16 protein-coding genes are annotated in these 17,914 nt (G+C 71.9%); all 16 read right to left on the reverse strand.

Features of this window, described 5'->3' with window-relative positions; genetic code table 11:
* Window positions 1–16: 16 nt before the first annotated feature.
* Window positions 17–1,249: a winged helix-turn-helix domain-containing protein gene (locus tag AC3ANS_RS16200; RefSeq protein ID WP_488292609.1), complete on the reverse strand. Its 1,233-nt coding sequence runs from the start codon at window positions 1,247–1,249 to the stop codon at window positions 17–19.
* Between the two features lie 263 nt (window positions 1,250–1,512).
* Window positions 1,513–2,196 carry a response regulator gene (locus AC3ANS_RS16205; RefSeq protein ID WP_488292610.1) on the reverse strand — a complete coding sequence of 228 codons (684 nt, stop codon included), beginning with the start codon at window positions 2,194–2,196 and terminating at the stop codon, window positions 1,513–1,515.
* A 124-nt stretch (window positions 2,197–2,320) separates the two neighbouring features.
* Window positions 2,321–2,950 carry a ribosome hibernation-promoting factor, HPF/YfiA family gene (gene hpf / locus AC3ANS_RS16210; RefSeq protein ID WP_488292611.1) on the reverse strand — a complete coding sequence of 210 codons (630 nt, stop codon included), beginning with the start codon at window positions 2,948–2,950 and terminating at the stop codon, window positions 2,321–2,323.
* Window positions 2,951–3,383: 433 nt separating this feature from the next.
* A complete protein-coding gene (locus tag AC3ANS_RS16215) occupies window positions 3,384–4,118 on the reverse strand; it encodes a ComF family protein (RefSeq protein ID WP_488292612.1) in 735 nt (244 codons plus the stop codon).
* A gap of 87 nt (window positions 4,119–4,205) precedes the next feature.
* Window positions 4,206–5,966 carry an LpqB family beta-propeller domain-containing protein gene (locus AC3ANS_RS16220; RefSeq protein WP_488292613.1) on the reverse strand — a complete coding sequence of 587 codons (1,761 nt, stop codon included), beginning with the start codon at window positions 5,964–5,966 and terminating at the stop codon, window positions 4,206–4,208.
* Window positions 5,963–7,597 (reverse strand): MtrAB system histidine kinase MtrB, encoded by a 1,635-nt coding sequence (gene mtrB, locus AC3ANS_RS16225; RefSeq protein WP_488292614.1) that lies wholly within the window; start codon window positions 7,595–7,597, stop codon window positions 5,963–5,965. Before mtrB ends, AC3ANS_RS16220 begins: the two co-directional genes overlap by 4 nt.
* 6 nt (window positions 7,598–7,603) lie before the next feature.
* A complete protein-coding gene (gene mtrA / locus AC3ANS_RS16230) occupies window positions 7,604–8,308 on the reverse strand; it encodes an MtrAB system response regulator MtrA (RefSeq protein WP_488292615.1) in 705 nt (234 codons plus the stop codon).
* Window positions 8,309–8,512: 204 nt separating this feature from the next.
* Window positions 8,513–9,943: an adenosylhomocysteinase gene (ahcY, locus tag AC3ANS_RS16235; protein WP_488292616.1), complete on the reverse strand. Its 1,431-nt coding sequence runs from the start codon at window positions 9,941–9,943 to the stop codon at window positions 8,513–8,515.
* Window positions 9,944–10,086: 143 nt separating this feature from the next.
* Complete coding sequence (locus tag AC3ANS_RS16240) at window positions 10,087–11,031, reverse strand: DUF808 domain-containing protein (RefSeq protein ID WP_488292617.1); 945 nt, start codon at window positions 11,029–11,031, stop codon at window positions 10,087–10,089.
* Between the two features lie 45 nt (window positions 11,032–11,076).
* Complete coding sequence (locus AC3ANS_RS16245) at window positions 11,077–12,243, reverse strand: TIGR04053 family radical SAM/SPASM domain-containing protein (RefSeq protein WP_488292618.1); 1,167 nt, start codon at window positions 12,241–12,243, stop codon at window positions 11,077–11,079.
* Window positions 12,240–13,664 (reverse strand): protoporphyrinogen oxidase, encoded by a 1,425-nt coding sequence (hemG, locus tag AC3ANS_RS16250; RefSeq protein WP_488292619.1) that lies wholly within the window; start codon window positions 13,662–13,664, stop codon window positions 12,240–12,242. The genes AC3ANS_RS16245 and hemG overlap by 4 nt, the downstream gene beginning before the upstream one ends.
* 75 nt (window positions 13,665–13,739) lie before the next feature.
* Window positions 13,740–14,888 carry an acyltransferase family protein gene (locus AC3ANS_RS16255; protein WP_488292620.1) on the reverse strand — a complete coding sequence of 383 codons (1,149 nt, stop codon included), beginning with the start codon at window positions 14,886–14,888 and terminating at the stop codon, window positions 13,740–13,742.
* A gap of 29 nt (window positions 14,889–14,917) precedes the next feature.
* Complete coding sequence (locus AC3ANS_RS16260) at window positions 14,918–15,946, reverse strand: SIS domain-containing protein (protein WP_488292621.1); 1,029 nt, start codon at window positions 15,944–15,946, stop codon at window positions 14,918–14,920.
* 11 nt (window positions 15,947–15,957) lie between these two features.
* Window positions 15,958–16,149 carry a Trm112 family protein gene (locus AC3ANS_RS16265; RefSeq protein WP_488292622.1) on the reverse strand — a complete coding sequence of 64 codons (192 nt, stop codon included), beginning with the start codon at window positions 16,147–16,149 and terminating at the stop codon, window positions 15,958–15,960.
* A complete protein-coding gene (locus tag AC3ANS_RS16270) occupies window positions 16,146–17,528 on the reverse strand; it encodes a phosphomannomutase/phosphoglucomutase (protein ID WP_488292623.1) in 1,383 nt (460 codons plus the stop codon). The genes AC3ANS_RS16265 and AC3ANS_RS16270 overlap by 4 nt, the downstream gene beginning before the upstream one ends.
* Before the next feature lie 23 nt (window positions 17,529–17,551).
* Entirely contained in the window at window positions 17,552–17,911 is a 360-nt protein-coding gene (locus AC3ANS_RS16275; RefSeq protein WP_488292624.1) for a DUF3499 domain-containing protein, read from the reverse strand.
* Between the last annotated feature and the right edge of the window lie 3 nt (window positions 17,912–17,914).

The raw sequence follows: 17,914 nt of genomic DNA on the forward strand, positions 1-17,914 counted from the left end.
GGCGCCCGAGGCGGCCCTAAACGAACCGGTCCTCGACACGGCCGTCCGCCACGAATCGGCTCAACGCCGGCGCGAGGTCACCCCGCGGCTCGAGGGCGATCGAGCGGAGCCCGAGCCAGCCGGCCAGGCGGCGCAGCTCCGCGCCGAGCTCCTCGGCCGTCTCGGCGGGCGCCGACGGCTCGGCGTACGCCGCCTTGACCAGCAACCGGCCCGCACCCGCGTCGTGCTGGCGGTCGGCCTTGAGGTCGACGCGGGCCACGATCCTGTCGCCGAGCAGGAACGGCAGCACGTAGTAGCCGTGCACCCGCTTCTCCGCCGGCACGTAGATCTCGATGCGGTAGTGGAAGTCGAACAGGGCCTCCGTGCGGGCGCGCTCCCAGACCACGGGGTCGAAGGGGCTCAGCAGTGCCCGGGCCCGGACCCACCGGGGCAGCCGCGCATCGCGGTGCAGGTAGGCCGGGCGCTTCCAGCCGTCGACCGCGACCGGAAGCAGCTCGCCGTCCTCGACCAGCTCGGCGACCGCCTGGGTCGTGTGCGCGAGCTCCATCCGGTAGTAGTCGCGCAGGTCCTGGACGGTCGCGACACCGTGGGAGAGGGCGGCCCTGCGCACCAGCTCGCGGCTGGCCTCCGCGACTGTGGGGGTCGGTTGCGCGAGCACCTCGGGTGGGAGCACCCGCTCGGGCAGGTCGTAGAGGATCTCGAACTGGCTGTTGCGCCCGGCGATCGCGAGCTCCCCCGCGGTGTAGAGGTAGTCGAGCATCCGCCGGGTCTCCGACCAGTTCCAGCCCCAGCTGTCCTTCGTGCGCGGTAGACCCTCGTCCAGATCGCGAGCGGTCGAGGCCCCCCGGTCGCGCACCTCGCTGAGCAGGTTCTGCTCGAGCCGGTCGTTCTCGGCGACGAAGCCCCACTTGCCGCGCTTGCCGCGAAAGGCCTCCATGCGGTGCCGCATCACCGGCCACAGCTCGACCGGCATGAACGCCTGGACGTGAGCCCAGTACTCCACGATCCGGCGCGGGCGACCCTCGGCGGCGCGACGCAGCAGCTCGACGTCATAGGGACCCATCCGCGAGTACAACGGCATGTAGTGCGCCCGCTGGAGCACGTTGACCGAGTCGACCTGGAGCACGCCGGTGCGCTCGAGCGTGCGCTGGAACGTGCGCATCGTGGGCTCGGCGTGGGGCTTGTCGAGGAAGCCCTGGGCGGCGAGCGCGATCCGGCGGGCCTGGGCGTTGCTCAGCGAGTCGACCACGACGCCAGACCCTAGATCAGGATGCCGACACTCGTTGGTCGAGTAGCCAGCGCAGCGCTTGTCCTGAGGTGCGAGCGAAGCGCTTGTCCTGAGGTGCGAGCGAAGCGAGCCTCGAAGGGAGCCTCGAAACCACCGTCGCGAACGAGGCCGACTCTCGTCTCACCGGGTTTCGAGACGCGTCGCGGAGCCCGTCGCTGCGCTCCGGTCTCCGCCGACGCTCCTCAACCTTCGCTTCTCATCCTGAGTGCGGCCTCCGGCCGCACTCAGGGAAGCTCCAAGAGCTTCTCCTTGACGGCGTACATCACGGCCTCCATGCGGGAGTGGAGCTGGAGCTTCTCCAAGATGTTGCGCACGTGGTTCTTCACGGTGTTCTCGCTGATGAACAGCTCCTTGGCGATCTCGCGGTTGTTCATGCCGCGCGCGACCAGGCGCAGGACCTCGAGCTCGCGCTCGGTCAGTCGCAGCCCGGGGACGTGGTCCCGCTCGGGTCGCGACATCTGCTTGAACTCGTCGATGAGCTTGACCGCCATCGACGGACTGATCAGCGACTGGCCGTCGGCGACGACCCGCACCGCCTGGGCGACCTCCTCGATCGAGGAGTCCTTGAGCAGGTAGCCGGAGGCCCCGCTCTTGACCGCCTCGTAGAGGTCGGCCTCCTCGTCGGAGACCGTCAGCATGATGATCTTCGCGGACGGGACTGCCTCCTTGATCGCCAGGCAGGCCTCGATGCCGGAGCGCTTGGGCATCCGGATGTCGAGCAGCACGACGTCGGGGGCGGCCGTCTCGGCAAGGGTGGTGCCCTCGACCCCGTCACCGGCCTCGCCGACGACGTGGATGCCGGACTCGATGCCGAGCAGCATGGTCAGGCCTCGACGGAACAGCTCCTGGTCGTCGACCACGAGCACCCGGATCGGCTCGCGCCCGCCCTCGATCGTCGCTTCTCCCATGGGCGCATCATGGCACGATCAGGCCCCCTGACGTGCACGGACGGGTGGCCCAGGCGCGGGACCGGGGTGGCCCGTTAGGACCACCCCGGTCATCCGATCGGCCCCTCAGGCCCGGTCGTACGTCTCAGACCGTCGCCTCGACGTCCAGCGAGATCACGCCGTAGTCGTAGCCACGGCGTCGGTAGACGACCGAGGGCCGGTCGTTCTCCTTGTCGACGAAGAGGTAGAAGTCGTGGCCCACCAGCTCCATCTCGTAGAGCGCCTGGTCCAGGGTCATCGGACTGGCGTTGTGGGTCTTCTCCCGCACCACCAACGGTCCGTCGCCGGCGACGTCGATCGGCCCGACCTGGCGGTGGGTGGTGGTCACCTGCTCGTCCTCAGCGGTCTCCTCGACAGCCGCGAAGCCGTCGGCGAGCGCCTCGCCGACCGAGACCGGCGTACGCCGTCCGCGGTGCACGCGGCGCCGGTCGGACGCCCGGCGCATCTGTGCCGCCATCTTGTCCAGCGCGAGGTCGAGAGCCGCCATCTTGTCGGCGGCGGTGGCCTCGGCCCGGATCACGGGCCCCTTCGACAGCGCGGTCAGCTGGAGGCGCACAGCACGGTCGGCCTGGCGCGGATTGCGCTCACACTCGACCTCCACGTTCACGCGGATGATGCGATGGTCGTGCTTCTCGAGCTTGCCCAGCTTCTCGTCGACGTGACTACGGAACCTGTCCGAGATCTCGCAATGACGACCGGTGACCACAACTTCCATGTGAACCTCCCGTTGCACAGTTGGTTTCAACGATGATCCAGCACCCGAGCACGCCCTTCCAGACGCAGATCGGCCCGCCGGCACCTCTGTTGAGAGGTCCGGTGCTCCAGGTGGAGGAAGGAGTCCGTCCGGCCGACCTGGTCTTCGACCCCACACTCGCCTGCTGAGGTGCTCGCAGCTTGGATGCCACTACTGACCTTCTCCCGGCCGGCGCCGCATCTGGCGACGGGGCCGAGGCAGGACTTACTACTAAGCCGCACCGTGATCGACGCTCCCCGCCGGAGACCGGCGAGGAGTGTCTTACGTGGACCGTTTTGCCTGCGACTGGCATCGGCTTGTCGACCTGACGCCCGGGTGGACCGGCGCGTCCCGACGACGCAACCACGGACCCGGACGGACTCCATGCACAGACGTTAGTCGAACGCATCGGCATTCAAAAGGGACCCAGGTCCCACGACGCCGCCGGCCCCGCTGTACGTCGTCGGGTGGCCGCCACGGCGGCGACCGCGACCACGGCGAGGCCGACCGCCTGGAGAGCACGCTGGGCCTCGCGTGCGGTCGAACCGGTGGTGAGGACGTCGTCGCAGACCACGAGGTGCGCGCGCGGACGGCGAGCACCCAGGCGGTGCAACGCGGCCCCCGGGCAGTGCATCGAGCCGGAGAGGTTGCTGGCCCGCTCGGCTGCACCGAGTCCCGCCTGGTCGAGGACCCCCTGCCGGCTCCGCAGGAGGCGCATGGCGACCACGTCGCGTCCCTCGGCCCGGGCGAGCCTCGCTGCGCGCACGGTGATCGACCACGTCGGGTCGTGGCCCCGGGCCCGGGCCGTGCCGGGGCGCGAGGGCACCGGCACGAGCACGACCGGCCCGGCGGGCGCGTCCGCGAGCGCTGACCCGACCGCCTGCGCGAGCAGCCGTCCGAGAGGGGCCCGCATCGCGAGCACCCGGTGCTCCTTGTGGGCCAGCACCATGGCACGCACCACGCCGTCGTACGTCGCGGCCGCCCACGGCGACACCAGGCCGGCCGGCACGGGCGTGGGCCAAGCGGGCCGCGCCGCCGCAGGGAGTGCCGCCGCACACCCGTCGCACAGGGCCCGGCCAGGACGCGCGCATCCGACGCAGGAGCCGCCGAGCAGCAGGTCGAGCGAACCGTCCAGGACGTCGCGGAGCATGCTCGATCGCACCAGGGCGCGACGCGTGGCTCAAGTCCGTCTGCCGAGGCTGTGGACGAGACCGCACACGGAGCCGCACACGGGGCCTCAGCCGACGTAGACGACCGCCGACGTGCCCTTGCGCAAGGTCGTCGCGCGCTGGTCCGCCCGATCGATGTCGACCAGCGACCGGCGGGTGAGCCCGAAGACCGGCTCGTCCGCGGCCGGCGAGCCGACGAGGCCGGAGAGCAGCCCCTCGACCCTGATCGGAGAGGAGTCCTGGAGCGAGGGCGAGCCGTCGACCGAAGCCACCTCCACCGATGCCAGCGACGTCGCCAGCGGCGGGTTGAGGATCGCGACACTGCTGGCGCTGCGCCAGGCGATCGCCCGGATCGGGAGCCCGGCATCCACGCTGGCTCCGATCCGCATCGCCCGCGTCGCCCCGAGCACGCGGCCTGTGCCTCGGTGCTCGATCCGGCTGACGACGACCGAGTCCCCGTCCGCGCCGTCGACCACCGCGACGAGCCGGGTGCCGTCGCGCGAGACGAGGAACGACCGGATGCGCTCGCCGGTGATGCCCGGGACCTGCAGCGGGCGCACGGTGGTCCCCTCGACGTACGACACACGTGCGCCGCGAGAGGTCCGGTCCACCAGCCACATCCGCCCGGAGAAGTCCCACGCGGGCTTGAGGAAGTCCTGCCCCCCGCTGACCACGGTCTGCACCTCGTCGTCGCTGGTGGCGCCGAGGTGGCCGAGGAGCACGGAGGTGCCGCCGGCGCCGACGCCGGCCACCGAGCTCGCGTCGAGGCTCACGCCGACCGAGCTCAACCCCAGGGTCCGGCCGCCGAGGACGCCGTCGACCGGCGACAGGCCCGCAGGCGTGCCGGAGACGAGACCGCCCCGGCGCAGACCGAAGAGCAACGGGCTCGCCTGGAAGCCGGCGGGGTCGAACTGGGCGCCGCCGTCGACGCGGTACGTCGACACGCCGCCCGGCAGGGGGACCGGGTCGCCGTTGATCGAGAGCTGGATGCTCTTGACGGCGGGCTCCTGCCGCAGCGTCCAGGCGAGCTGGGCGAGCATCATCTCGATCGTGTCGGCGCTGAGCTGACCGGCCTCCCCCGTCAGAAGGATGTCGGCGAGACCGTCGTCGGAGACCGTCACCCCGACGGAGACCTCGAGCCCGGGCGGGATGAAGCTCTGGATCACCCGGGACAGGCCGGGCGAGGGACCCGTAAGCAACGCCTCCGTGAGCGTCGAGGCGAGCTGGTCGCCGCGAGGGACGTACACCGGTTCCGGTGTCAGGATCGTGGCGGTCGGGTCGAAGTAGTAGAGCGAGACCTGGCGGAAGTACTGCTGGAACCAGTCCTCGGGCACGATCAGCGCGTCCGGCAGCCCCGAGATGCGCCACTCCCCGTCCTCGATCGACATCGTGAAGTCGATCGACCGCTCGTCCCGCGGGAGCGCGCCGCGCCAGGCGCGCCGGCTGTCGAGGTGGTGGGCGCCGGCAAGGGTGATCGACACGTCCCGGCCGTCGCCGGTCGGCGTCGGTGGGGCCGCGTAGGTGATCGTCTCCTGCTTCGGGTCCCAGGACGCGGCGGCGTCCTCGGTGAGGTACTCGCGCGCCACCTTGGTGCTCACCGGGACCGCGAGCATCGCGATCAGGAACTGCCGGACGATCTCGGCCGGCGCCGCACCGTGCTCAGGGGGCCGCGGATCGAAGAAGAACCCGGAGTCCGACGAGAGGTCGCCCCCCGAGCGGGTCTCGACCACCGGGCCCCGGTCGGGCACCCGGACGCAGCCGCCGGCCAGGGCGGCGAGGATCAGCACCCCCACCAGGGCGCGGAGGGCGGACAGCGGCCGGCGGGTCACGAGACCGGCTCCGCGACATCGGCCGGCACCAGCGGCAGCGGGCTGTGCCGCAGCACCCCGCCGGCTCGACGCGGCAGGGTGAGCCGGAACTGGGCACCCTCGCCGGGACGGCCCCAGGCCTGCAACCACCCGCCGTGCAGGTGGGTGTCCTCCAGCGCGATCGAGAGGCCCAGGCCGGTGCCCCCGCTGGTCCGCGCCCGCGCGGGATCGGCCCGCCAGAACCGGTTGAACACCATCGACGCCTCGCCCGGCGCCAGCCCGACCCCGTGGTCGCGCACCGCGATCGCGGACGCGTGCTCGTCCCCGCCGACGTGGATCACGATGCCGGCGCCCGGTCCGTCCGCGGCGGCGTGGTCGATGGCGTTCGTGACCAGGTTGCGCACGATGCGCTCCACCCGGCGTACGTCGGCCTCCGCGAGGCAGGGTGTGTCGGGGGCGCGGACCACGACCTGCACGTGCCGCTGCTCGGCGAGCGGACGGGTGACGTCGACGATCCGGCGGGCCACGTCGACGAGGTTGACGTCGTCGAGCTCGAGCACCGCCGCGCCGGCGTCGAAGCGGCTGATCTCGAGCAGGTCCGCGAGCAGTGTCTCGAACCGGTCGAGCTCGGTCTGCAGCAGCTCGGCCGCGCGGGCGGTCGCCGGGTCGAAGCCCTGCCGGGCGTCGTGCAGCACGTCGCCGGCCATCCGCACCGTGGTCAGCGGCGTGCGCAGCTCGTGGGAGACGTCGGAGACGAACCGCCGCTGCACCCGGCTCAGCTCCTCGAGCTGGCGGATCTGGCGCTGGAGGTTGCTGGCCATCTGGTTGAACGAGGTCGCGAGCCGGGCAAGGTCGTCCTCGCCGGACACCTTGAGCCGCTCCTGCAGCTGGCCGGCGGCCAGCCGCTCGGCGACCTGGCGGGCGAGCCGGATCGGGGTGACGACCTGCCGGGTCACCAACCAGGTCATCCCCGCGACGAGCACCAGCAGCAGGATGCCGGCGGTGAGCAGCGCCCGGGTGACCAGCGCCAGGGTCTCCTCCTGCTCGTCGAGGGGGAAGAGGTAGTAGAGCGTGTACGACTGCGCGTCGGACGGCAGCTGCACCTGGGAGCCGACGGCGATCCCGGGGCGCTCCACGACCGCACCGTCGGCGTCGGTGCGCCGGATGGTGGTGTAGGTCCACGCCGTCGCCGTGGCCGAGTCGAAGTGCTCCTCCAGCGACTCGGGCACGCTGCCGGTGTCCAGTCCGGGAGTGAAGTTCGCGCCACCCTCGGCGATGCGGCTGCCCGGGGTGGTCGGGCCCACGAGCACGACGGAGTAGCCCCGGGTCTCGCCGCGCTGGATCAGCGTCGCCGCGAGCGAGCGCTGCTGGCCGAACGCGTCGCTGTCGATGCCCGGGGCCGCCTTGAGCAGGTCCCGGGCCTCCTCGGTCTCGTCGTTGGCCTCGGCGACGACCGCGTCGACCCGGTGCTCGAGCAGGCCGTCGCGGGTCTGCTGGAGCAGGAACCACCCCACGACGCTGACGACCCCCGCGGAGAGGATCAACGTGCTGGCGACCACGCGCGCCTGGATCGAGCGCCGCCAGAAGGTGAACCCCCGGCGGAGGGACTCCGGCAACCGGTGCTCGTCGACCGGGGAGCGCAGGCGGAGCACCGCGTCCTAGGCCGTTCCGGCCTTGTACCCCACGCCGCGGACCGTCACCACGATCTCGGGGTTCTCGGGATCGTGCTCGACCTTCGACCGCAGCCGCTGGACGTGGACGTTGACCAGGCGGGTGTCGGCGGCGTGCCGGTAGCCCCACACCTGCTCGAGGAGCACCTCGCGGGTGAACACCTGCCACGGCTTGCGAGCCAGGCACACGAGGAGGTCGAACTCGAGCGGGGTCAGGCTGATCCGCTCACCGGCGCGGGTGACCGCGTGGCCGGCGACGTCGATCGCGAGGTCCCCGATCGTCAGCGTCTCCTGGCTCGGGGCGTCGAAGCGGCGCACGCGGGCGCGGATCCGCGCGATGAGCTCCTTGGGCTTGAACGGCTTTACGACGTAGTCGTCGGCGCCGGACTCGAGGCCCACGACGACGTCGACGGTGTCGCCCTTGGCCGTCAGCATCACGATCGGGACTCCGGACTCGGCGCGGATCTCCTTGCACACGTCGATGCCGTCCTTGCCGGGCAGCATCAGGTCGAGCAGCACGAGGTCCGGGTGGTAGTCGCGGAACGCGTCCATCGCCAGGTCACCCCGGCCGACCATGTGGCTCTCGAAGCCCTCCTGGCGCAGCACGATCGTCAGCATCTCGGCCAGCGAGGCGTCGTCGTCCACAACCAGGATGCGGCCCTTGGTGAGACTCTCGGCCGCCTGCTCGCTCATGGGGTCCATCTTGCCCTAGTGCGCCTCGCCGGGTCGTGTTCACCCCTCGACGGGTCGAGGACGTGCGAGTGGGGCGGCCTCATCTGACCGCCCCACTGATCACAGGTCTCGATACGCCGGTCGCGAGCTCGTTCCTCGCTCGCGCGGCTACTCGACCTGGCTGCTAGGTCCCCGCCCGCGCAGGCTCGGGCGGGGGCAGCTCACCTAGTACCGGTACTGCTCCGGCTTGTAGGGGCCGGCGACGTCGATGCCGAGGTAGGCGGCCTGCTCCTCGCTGAGGCGGGTCAGCTTCACCCCGAGCGCGTCGAGGTGCAAGCGGGCGACCTCCTCGTCGAGGTGCTTGGGCAGCACGTAGACGCCGACCGGGTACTCCTCGGTCTTGGTGAAGATCTCGATCTGGGCGAGCACCTGGTTGGTGAAGGAGTTCGACATCACGAACGACGGGTGGCCGGTCGCGTTTCCGAGGTTCATCAGGCGACCCTCGGAGAGCACGATGATCGACTTCCCGGTCGGGAAGGTCCACACGTCGACCTGCGGCTTGACGTTCTTGCGCTCCGCGACGCCCGGGGCCTCGAGCCCGGCCATGTCGATCTCGTTGTCGAAGTGGCCGATGTTGCCCACGATCGCGTTGTGCTTCATCGACCGCATGTGGTCGACGGTCACGACGTTCTTGTTGCCGGTCGCGGTGATGATGATGTCGGCGTACGGGAGGGCGTCCTCGATCGTGATGACCTGGTAGCCGTCCATCGATGCCTGCAGCGCGCAGATCGGGTCGATCTCGGTGACGATCACGCGGGCACCCTGGCCGCGCAGCGACTCGGCGCAGCCCTTGCCGACGTCGCCGTAGCCGCAGACCACAGCGACCTTGCCGCCGATGAGGACGTCGGTCGCCCGGTTGATGCCGTCGATCAGCGAGTGACGGCAGCCGTACTTGTTGTCGAACTTCGACTTGGTGACGGAGTCGTTGACGTTGATCGCCGGGAAGAGCAGCGTGCCCTCGCGCATCATCTCGTAGAGACGGTGCACGCCGGTGGTGGTCTCCTCGGTCACGCCCTTGATGGAGTTGGCGATCGGGGTCCAGTGGTCGGTGTTCTCGGCGAGGACCTTGTTGAGGACCTCGAAGACGATCCGCTGCTCGGTGCTGCCGGCCGAGGCCGGGTCGGGGGCCTGACCGGTCTTCTCGGCCTGGACGCCGAGGTGCACGAGCATCGTGGCGTCGCCACCGTCGTCGAGGATCATGTTCGGCAGGTCGCCGCCGGGCCAGTCGAGGATCTGCTGGGTGCACCACCAGTACTCCTCCAGCGTCTCGCCCTTCCAGGCGAAGACCGGGACGCCCTGGGGGTCCTCGGGGGTGCCGTTCGGGCCGACCGCGATCGCGGCGGCCGCGTGGTCCTGGGTGGAGAAGATGTTGCAGGAGGCCCAGCGCACCTCGGCGCCGAGCGCGACCAGGGTCTCGATGAGCACGGCGGTCTGGATCGTCATGTGCAGCGAGCCGGCGATCCGGGCGCCGGCCAGCGGCTTGCTCTCGGAGTAGCGCTCGCGCATCGCCATCAGACCCGGCATCTCGTGCTCGGCGAGGGTGATCTCGGTCCGGCCGTAGTCGGCAAGGCTGAGGTCGGCGACCTTGTAGTCCATCGTTCGTCTCCTCGGGAGTGTGGAGTCAGGTCTGCGTCGTGCATCTGCACGTCTTGGGATCTCCCACGCGGACCCGGCAAGCGTAGGACGGCGATCGCCGGGAGACGGAATCCTCGCGCTCGGTCTGTCGCTCGGTCGGCCGCTCAGTGCGCCGGGGCGGCCTTCTTGCCGAACGGCAGCAGGTGCATGACGGCGACGGTGACCGCCCCCACGAGCAGGCCGAGGACGGCCGAGGCGACGGTGTTGACCAGCCAGCCGAGTGCGCCGCCGGCGGCTCCGACCGCGTGGTGAACCTTGTCCTCGAGGTGGTGCACGGCGTCGTACGGCGCGTGCCAGCCGAGGTCGTCGAGCCCCACCAGCTCGATGTGGCCGCCGACCCACAGCATCGCGGCCGTGCCGACCACCGAGATCGTGGCGAGCAGCCGCGGCATGAACGCGACCAGTCCCCGCCCGAGCCGCTGCAGCGCGGTCGAGCGGCGCTGGGTCAGGTGCAGGCCGACGTCGTCGATCTTCACGATCACCCCGACCACGCCGTACACGCCGATGGTGATGACGATCGCGACGATCACCAGGATCAGCAGGCGGCTGAGGAACGGCTCGTCGGCGACCTCGTTGAGCGCGATCACCATGATCTCGGCCGACAGGATCAGGTCGGTGCGGATCGCGCCGCTGACCATCTCCTTCTCGGCGTCGGCACCGGCCTCGGCCACCGGGGCGGCATGGGCGTCGTGACCGCGGATCCGGCCCCAGACCTTCTCGGCGCCCTCGAAGCAGAGGTAGCCGCCGCCCAGCATCAGGATCGGGGTCAGCAGCCACGGCAGGAACTGGCTGAGCACCAGCGCCACGGGGAGGATCAGCAGCAGCTTGTTGCGGATCGAGCCGATCGCGATGCGGCGGATCATCGGCAGCTCACGGTCCGCGGTGACACCGTGGACGTACTGCGGCGTCACCGCGGTGTCGTCCACGACCACGCCCGCCGCCTTCGTGGTGGCCCGGCCGGCGGCTGCACCGACGTCGTCGACCGACGCCGCGGCAAGCCGCGCGAGCGCGGCGACGTCGTCGAGCAGCGCGAACAACCCACCAGCCATGGGCGGAAGGCTATCGGGCGGTCCGCAACGCGCCCGCGTCCAGGCTCAGGTGAGGGCCGGCTGGAAGATGCAGGCGGAGTCCTCGGCGAGCGGGTCGCCGGTGTCGGCGTACGCCCGGGCCCGGGAGCCGCCGCACAGGTCGGCGAACTCGCACCGCCCGCACCGGCCGCTGAACTCCGAGGCCCGGATGCTGCGCAGCACCTCGTTGTCGCGGTAGATCTCGGCCAGCGGCGTGTCACGCACCGAGCCCAGCGGCAGCGGGAGGAAGCCCGCCGGGTAGACCTCGCCGTCGTAGGCGACGAACACGATCCCCTTGCCGTCGCGGGTCGAGACCGTGTGCGCGGTGGACCGGCCCTCGATCGGGCCCGCGAGCTCGACGAGACGGTCGCGGAGCCGCAGGTACGTCGCGGTCGCCGGCGCCGGTGCGCCGGCCTTGCGCTGGACGACGATCCTGCGGAAGAACGGCGCCTCCACGGTGCGGACCGTGAAGCCGTAGTGGGAGGAGTCGAAGAGGAAGTGGCACACGTCCTCGTGCTCGGCGGCCGTGATCGCCCCGGTCGCCTCGCCCCGGCCCACGTGCACCAGGAAGAAGACCTCCCAGATCGCGACCCCGGTCTCGGCCATCAGCGCGGCGATGTCCGCGAGCTCGTCGAGGTTGGCGCGCATCACCGTGGTGTTGATCTGCACCTTGAGCCCGGCCTCGACCAGGGCGCGGATCGCCAGCACCGTCTGGTCGAAGTGACCCGGGATGCCGCGGACGTTGTCGTGGGTGGCCGGTGTGGCGCCGTCGAGGCTCAGGGACACCGCCTTGACGCCGGACTCGACCATCCGCGCGATGGCGTCGGGAGTCAGCATCGGGGTGACCGATGGGGACATCGCGACGGGAATGCCGAGGCTGTTGGCGTGCTCCACCATCTCGAACACGTCCGGACGCAGCAGGCAGTCGCCCCCGGTGAGGATCAGGATCGGGTAGGGGCGCCCGAACGCCGCGACCTGGTCGATCAGCGCGCGGCCCTCGGCGCCACTGAGCTCGCCGGGCAGCGGGTCGCGCTCCGCGGACGCACGGCAGTGCCGACAGGCCAGCAGACAGGCGCGGGTCACCTCCCAGAACACCAGCATCGGCCGCTGGCCGTAGTCGATCGAGCGAGGCAGGGCGATCCCAGCGGGGTGACCGGTGGGGTGACCGGCGGGGTGACCGGCGGGGTGGTTCATACGGACGCTCCTCGGGCGGTGAGTTCTCGGGCGGTCGCCTCGGCCTGGGCCACGCAGCCGGCGAGACCGACGCCGCGGTACGCCGCGCCGGTCAGCGCGATCCCCGGCAGGCCGGTCAGCTCGGCGTCGAGCGCCGTCAGCCGGGCGGCGTGCCCGACGGCGTACTGCGGCATGGCGGCGGGCCACCGCTGGACGACACGGTCGACGGGCTCGGCGTGGATGCCGAGCATCCGGCCCAGTGCCTCGCGGACCTCGCCCACGAGCCGTTCGTCGTCCATCGCCAGCCAGCGGGCGTCGCCGGCCCGGCCGACCATGGTCTTGACCAGGACGATCTCGTCGTCGGGTTGCGGCCACTTCTGCGACAGCCAGCTGCAACCCACGACCAGCTCGCGCTCGACCGGCGGGACGAGGAAGCCGGTGCCCGGCGGGAGGGCCGGCACCTGGTCGCGGCGGAAGGCGAGCGTCACGTTGGCGACGTCGACGTACTCGATGCTGCGCAACAGCCCTGAGGCCGCGGGCGCGAGGTCGGCGAGGAGATCGGCGGTGACGTACGCCGGGGTGGCGAGCACGACCCGGGCCGCGGCGAATGCCCCGGCGTCGGTGTGCACGGTGTAGCCGTCGGCGCCGCGCTCGAGCCGCCGCGCCGGGGCGCCGGTCACGACTGCGTCGCTCCCGAGCTCCTCGACCAACCGGTCGGTGAGGCGGGACAGTCCGCCGCGCAACGAGACCAGGGGCGCACTCGGACGGCCGGCGGGGCGGGGCGCGCTCCGACGCCGGCGCCGCATCGTCAGGTAGAGGCTGCGTCCCGAGCGCGCCATCGCGGCGATCTCCGGGACCGTGCTGGTGGCGCTCAGGGTGGTGGGATCGCCGGCGTGCACGCCTCCGAGCAGGGGCGCGACCAGCCGGTCGTAGACGCCGGCTCCGAACCGCGGCCGCACCAGGTCGGCGACGGACGGGTCCTCGGCCAGCCTGGTCGGCGGCAGCACGAGGTCGAGCCCGGCCCGCGCCACCTCGTGGGGGGCGAGCAGGCGCGATCGCAGCAGTGGCACCAGCCGCTCCGGCAGGCCGAACGCCATCCCGGGCGGCAGCGCCCGCAAGGCGCCGCGGGACCAGACGTAGCTGCCCGTGCTCCGGGGCTCGACGACGTCCGCGGTCAGGCCAAGTGACTCGATGAGCCCGCGCAGCTCCGGCGCGCGCGCGAGGTAGGCGTCGGGTCCGGTGTCCAACGCTCGCCCCGCGACGCGGAGGGTGTGGACCTTCCCGCCGGCGCGGGGACCGGACTCGAGGACCCGCACGCCGGCGTCGGGGCCCAGCCGCTGGCGCAGGAAGTACGCCGTGGCCAGGCCGCTCACACCCCCGCCTACGACAAGTACCTCGGGCACCTGTGGGTGCGCGCGCTCGTGCCCACCCGTGCCGGTCATGCGGCCATCCTCGCCGCGCGAGGGTCCTCACCACCCGGACCGAAGGTCCTTCGTCCGGGTGGCCCTGGTCACCGATCAGCCGGGATGCACCGAGGCGCGTTCCGGGTGGGCCGCCGCGATCTCGGCCACGATCTCCGCCTCGATCTCGGGCTGGACCTGGTCCTTGACCACGGTGATCTCGACGGCGTGCCGCACGTGGCGCTCGGCGTAGCCCAGGGGGTCGACCACGTCGTTGAGCCGGCTCGCCACCGGGTGCCACGCCAGCACGAGGGCCAGACCCACCGCCGCGAGCGTCGTGACCGCGATCGCGAGCAGGGCGTGCGAGGCGGCCCAGTCGCCGTAGCCGGCGTACGCGGCGCCCTTCACCGCGAAGCCGTGGAAGAGGTAGACGACCAGCGTCCAGGCACCCATCCGGCTGAACCATCCCGAGACGCGCGGCACCAGCGCGAGGAAGGCGCACGCGCCCAGGGCGCCGATCGCGAGCACCAGCGCCCGGGTCAGCAGGGCGTGGAGGTCGTCGGCGTGGCCCATCTCGTCGTAGCGCGATCGGTAGTAGAGCCACTCGGTGCTGGCCCACACGTCGGTCCAGGTCGTCAGCACCCAGATGCCCACGAGCACCGCCACACCGGCGACCTGCACCCGGTGGTGCCGCAGCAGCTCGAGCCGCTCGGGCGTGGCCTTGAGCCCCATCACGAAGAACGGCAACAGGCCCAGCACCCGGGCGATGTCGAGGGTGTTGCCGGCGTACATCCCGGCCACCAGGCTGATTGCGACCGCCACCACGAGACCGGCCGGCAGCGGACGGAAGATCGGCGTCATCAGCCGCCACAGGAACAGGGCGGCGAGGTACCACATCGGCCAGTGCGGGTCGCGGAACAGGTCCTCGAGCCGCTCTCCCCCGACGTAGACACGGAACAGCGCCAACGCGCACTCGAAGACGAGGTAGGGCACCACGACCGTGCGGACCAGCTTCCACAGCCGGACCCGGCTGTAGCTGAACGACCGCGAGAGGTAGCCGGTGACGAGCACGAACGCCGGCACGTGCCAGGCATAGAGGAAGTCGTAGAGGTGGGCGTTGACGGCGTTGTCGGGGAGCAGGGTCCACGCGTGACCCACGACCACCAGCGTCACCAACGCCATCTTGGCGTTGTCGAACCAGGGGTCGCGCGCGCTCGGCACGGGTGAGGAGGTCACCGGGTCCGCGGGCGGGCTCTGGGTCGGCACCCTGGGGACTTACCCCACGCGGGCCGGGTTCAGTCCTCCACGAGCCCCAGGCGGAGGTACTCGGCGGCGTAGCGGCCGCCGAGCATCAGCGATGCGTAGCGGGCGACCTCGGTCGGTGCGTCGGTGGTCAACGCCTCGACGCGTACGCCGCGCGAGGCGGCCGCGGCCTGGAGCCGGCCGCGGTGCTCACGCACCACGGGTTCCTCGGCTCCGTCGTCGAGCACGAGCAGCATCGAGCGCAGCTCCGCCGGTCCGTCCGCGAACGGGTCCACGAACACGTCGCGTGGCCGCGTGGCTTCGAGCACCGGCAGCAGGTGGTCGGCGTCGCCGGCCAGCGCGGTCCGGCCGCTGGCGCGACGGATGGCCTCGGCGACCCGGCGGGCTGCTCGCGCGGCCAGCACGGACCCACCCCAGACCAGCGGGTTGGTGTCGGCGAGCGCGATCGCGAGCATCTTGGCGGGGTTCACGGCCAGGTCGCGGTGCGGCGAGCAGGCGATCGCCACCTCGTCGAGCGCGGTGGCCACCTGCTCGGCGTCAGCACGGGGACCGAGCGCGACCCGGTCGAGGTACTCCAGGACGAGGACGGCCGTGGCGAGCTGGTCGCGGTTGTCGGTCGGCAGGATCGTGCTCCAGCGACCGGCCGCGTGCTCGGCCACCATCGACCCCGGTGGTGCGGCGACCACGACCTGGCAGCCGCGGCGCACGGCCTCGGCCACCGCGGACGCCGTACCGGTGTCGCCGCCGTCGGGAGCCAGCACCACCACGAGGTCAAGGCTTCCGGCCCACCCCGGCAGGGCGGGTCCGGGCCAGGCCACGAACGGGACCGGGCACCACGGCTCCAGCACCGCGCGCAGCAGCCGGGAGTCGGGGCCGGCGGCGATCACCGCCCGCGGCCGGGCCAGCTCCTCGGAGCGCGCGACCGCATCGGCCGTCGCCTCGGCCGCGTCACCCGCGGCGCGGCGCACCCGGGCGCCGGACTCGGCGAGGTGGCGCAGCGCGCCGTCGGACTCCAGCGCGGACTCGTCGTCCAGGCGGGACTCGTCGAACCACGTGACCATGGCCGGCCCCGTCAGGGCTTGCGGGCTTCGTCGACCAGGAGCACCGGGATGTCGTCGCGGATCGGGTACGCGAGCCCGCACCCGCGGCAGACCAGCTCCGCCGCCCCGGCTGTCTCGGTGAGATCCAGCTCGGACCGGCACGCCGGGCAGACGATGATCTTCAGCAGCTCGGGGTCGATGTTCGCTGCAGGGTTCACACTCATCGGTCTCTCCTGATCTGGGTCAGCACCCGGTCGCGGATGTCGGCCATGGTGGGTTCGTCGCGACCCTCGGCGTTGAGCCGCAGCAGCGGCTCGGTGTTGGACGGACGGACGTTGAACGACCAGTCCGCGTGGCTCACGCTGAGTCCGTCGAGGCGGTCGACGCTGACGCCGTCCTGCCCGGCGTACGTCGCCTCGATCTCGGCCATCACCGCGACCGGGTCGGCGACCTCGCTGTTGATCTCACCGCTGACCACGTAGCGCTCGTACCGCGCGAGGAGCTCGGAGAGGGTCTGCTCGGTCTCGGCGAGGGCGGCCATCGCGTGCAGCGCGGCCAGCATGCCGGAGTCGGCCCGCCAGAAGTCGCGGAAGTAGAAGTGGCCGCTGTGCTCGCCACCGAAGATCGCCCCCGTCTCGGCCATCGTGGCCTTGATGAACGAGTGGCCGACGCGGGTGCGGACCGGGGAGCCGCCGAGCTCGGTGACGATCTCGGGCACCGCGCGGCTGGTGATCAGGTTGTGGATCACGGTTGCGCCCGGCTCCTTGGCGAGCTCGCGCGCGGCGATCAGCGCGGTCAGGGTCGACGGGGAGACCGCGCGGCCGCGCTCGTCGACCAGGAAGCAGCGGTCGGCGTCACCGTCGAACGCCAGTCCGATGTCGGCTCCTTCGTCGAGGACCCGGCGCTCGAGGTCGACGAGGTTGGCGGGGTCGATCGGGTTGGCCTCATGGTTGGGGAACGTGCCGTCGAGCTCGAAGTACATCGGCACCAGCTCGACGGCGTCGCCGAGCCGGGCGAAGACCGCCGGCGCCGTGTGTCCGGCCATGCCGTTGCCGGCGTCGACCACGACCTTGAGCCGCCGGCCGGTGACCGGGGCGAGGGAGAGCAGGTGCGCGGCGTAGGCCTCGAGCACGTCGTGCTCGGTGATCGCGCCGGGCGGCTGCGTGGGGGCGGTGGTGGTCGCGGCGCCTCCGGCCACCAGGTCCCGGATCTGCGCCAGGCCGGTGTCGAGGCCGACCGGCTGCGCCAGGCTGCGGCACAGCTTGATGCCGTTGTACTGAGCGGGATTGTGGCTCGCCGTGAACATCGCGCCGGGGTGACCGAGGTGCCCGGAGGCGAAGTAGAGCTGGTCGGTGGAGGCGAGGCCGATCATCACGACGTCGGCGCCGGCCGCACTGGCGCCCTCGGCGAACGCACCGGCCATGCCGGGTGAGCTCGGCCGCATGTCGTGCCCGACCACGACCGTGGTCGCACCCACCACCTCGACGAACGCCCTGCCGGTCGCCCGGGCCAGGTCCTCGTCCACCTGATCGGGTACGACGCCGCGTACGTCGTACGCCTTGAAGACCGCACGCACGTTCGCCGGGTCGAGGGTGTCGGCCATACGCACAGCCTAGGGGTGGCGAGTCAGTCGCTGCTGAGGACCCGCAGGTGTCCGCGTCGGGCGGTCTCGCGACCGGTCTCCGCGGCGGGCGCGACCCGGGGTTGCGGCGCCGGGCGGGCGGCCTCGCGCACCGCGTCGGCGAGCGCCAGCAGGTCGTCGCTCGACGGTCCCTGGGCGGCCGGGTCGGCCGCGAGCCGCAGCACCTCCCAGCCCCGGGGGGCCGAGAGCCGCTCGCTGTGCAGCTCGCACAGGTCGTAGGCGTGCGGCTCGGCGTAGGTGGCCAGCGGCCCGAGGACCGCCGTCTGGTCCGCGTAGACGTACGTCAGGGTGCACACCGCGGGACGGCCGCAGGCAGTACGCGAACAGCGGCGGGCAGGACTCACGTC

The organism is Nocardia sp. 149-1B, from assembly GCF_057747975.1.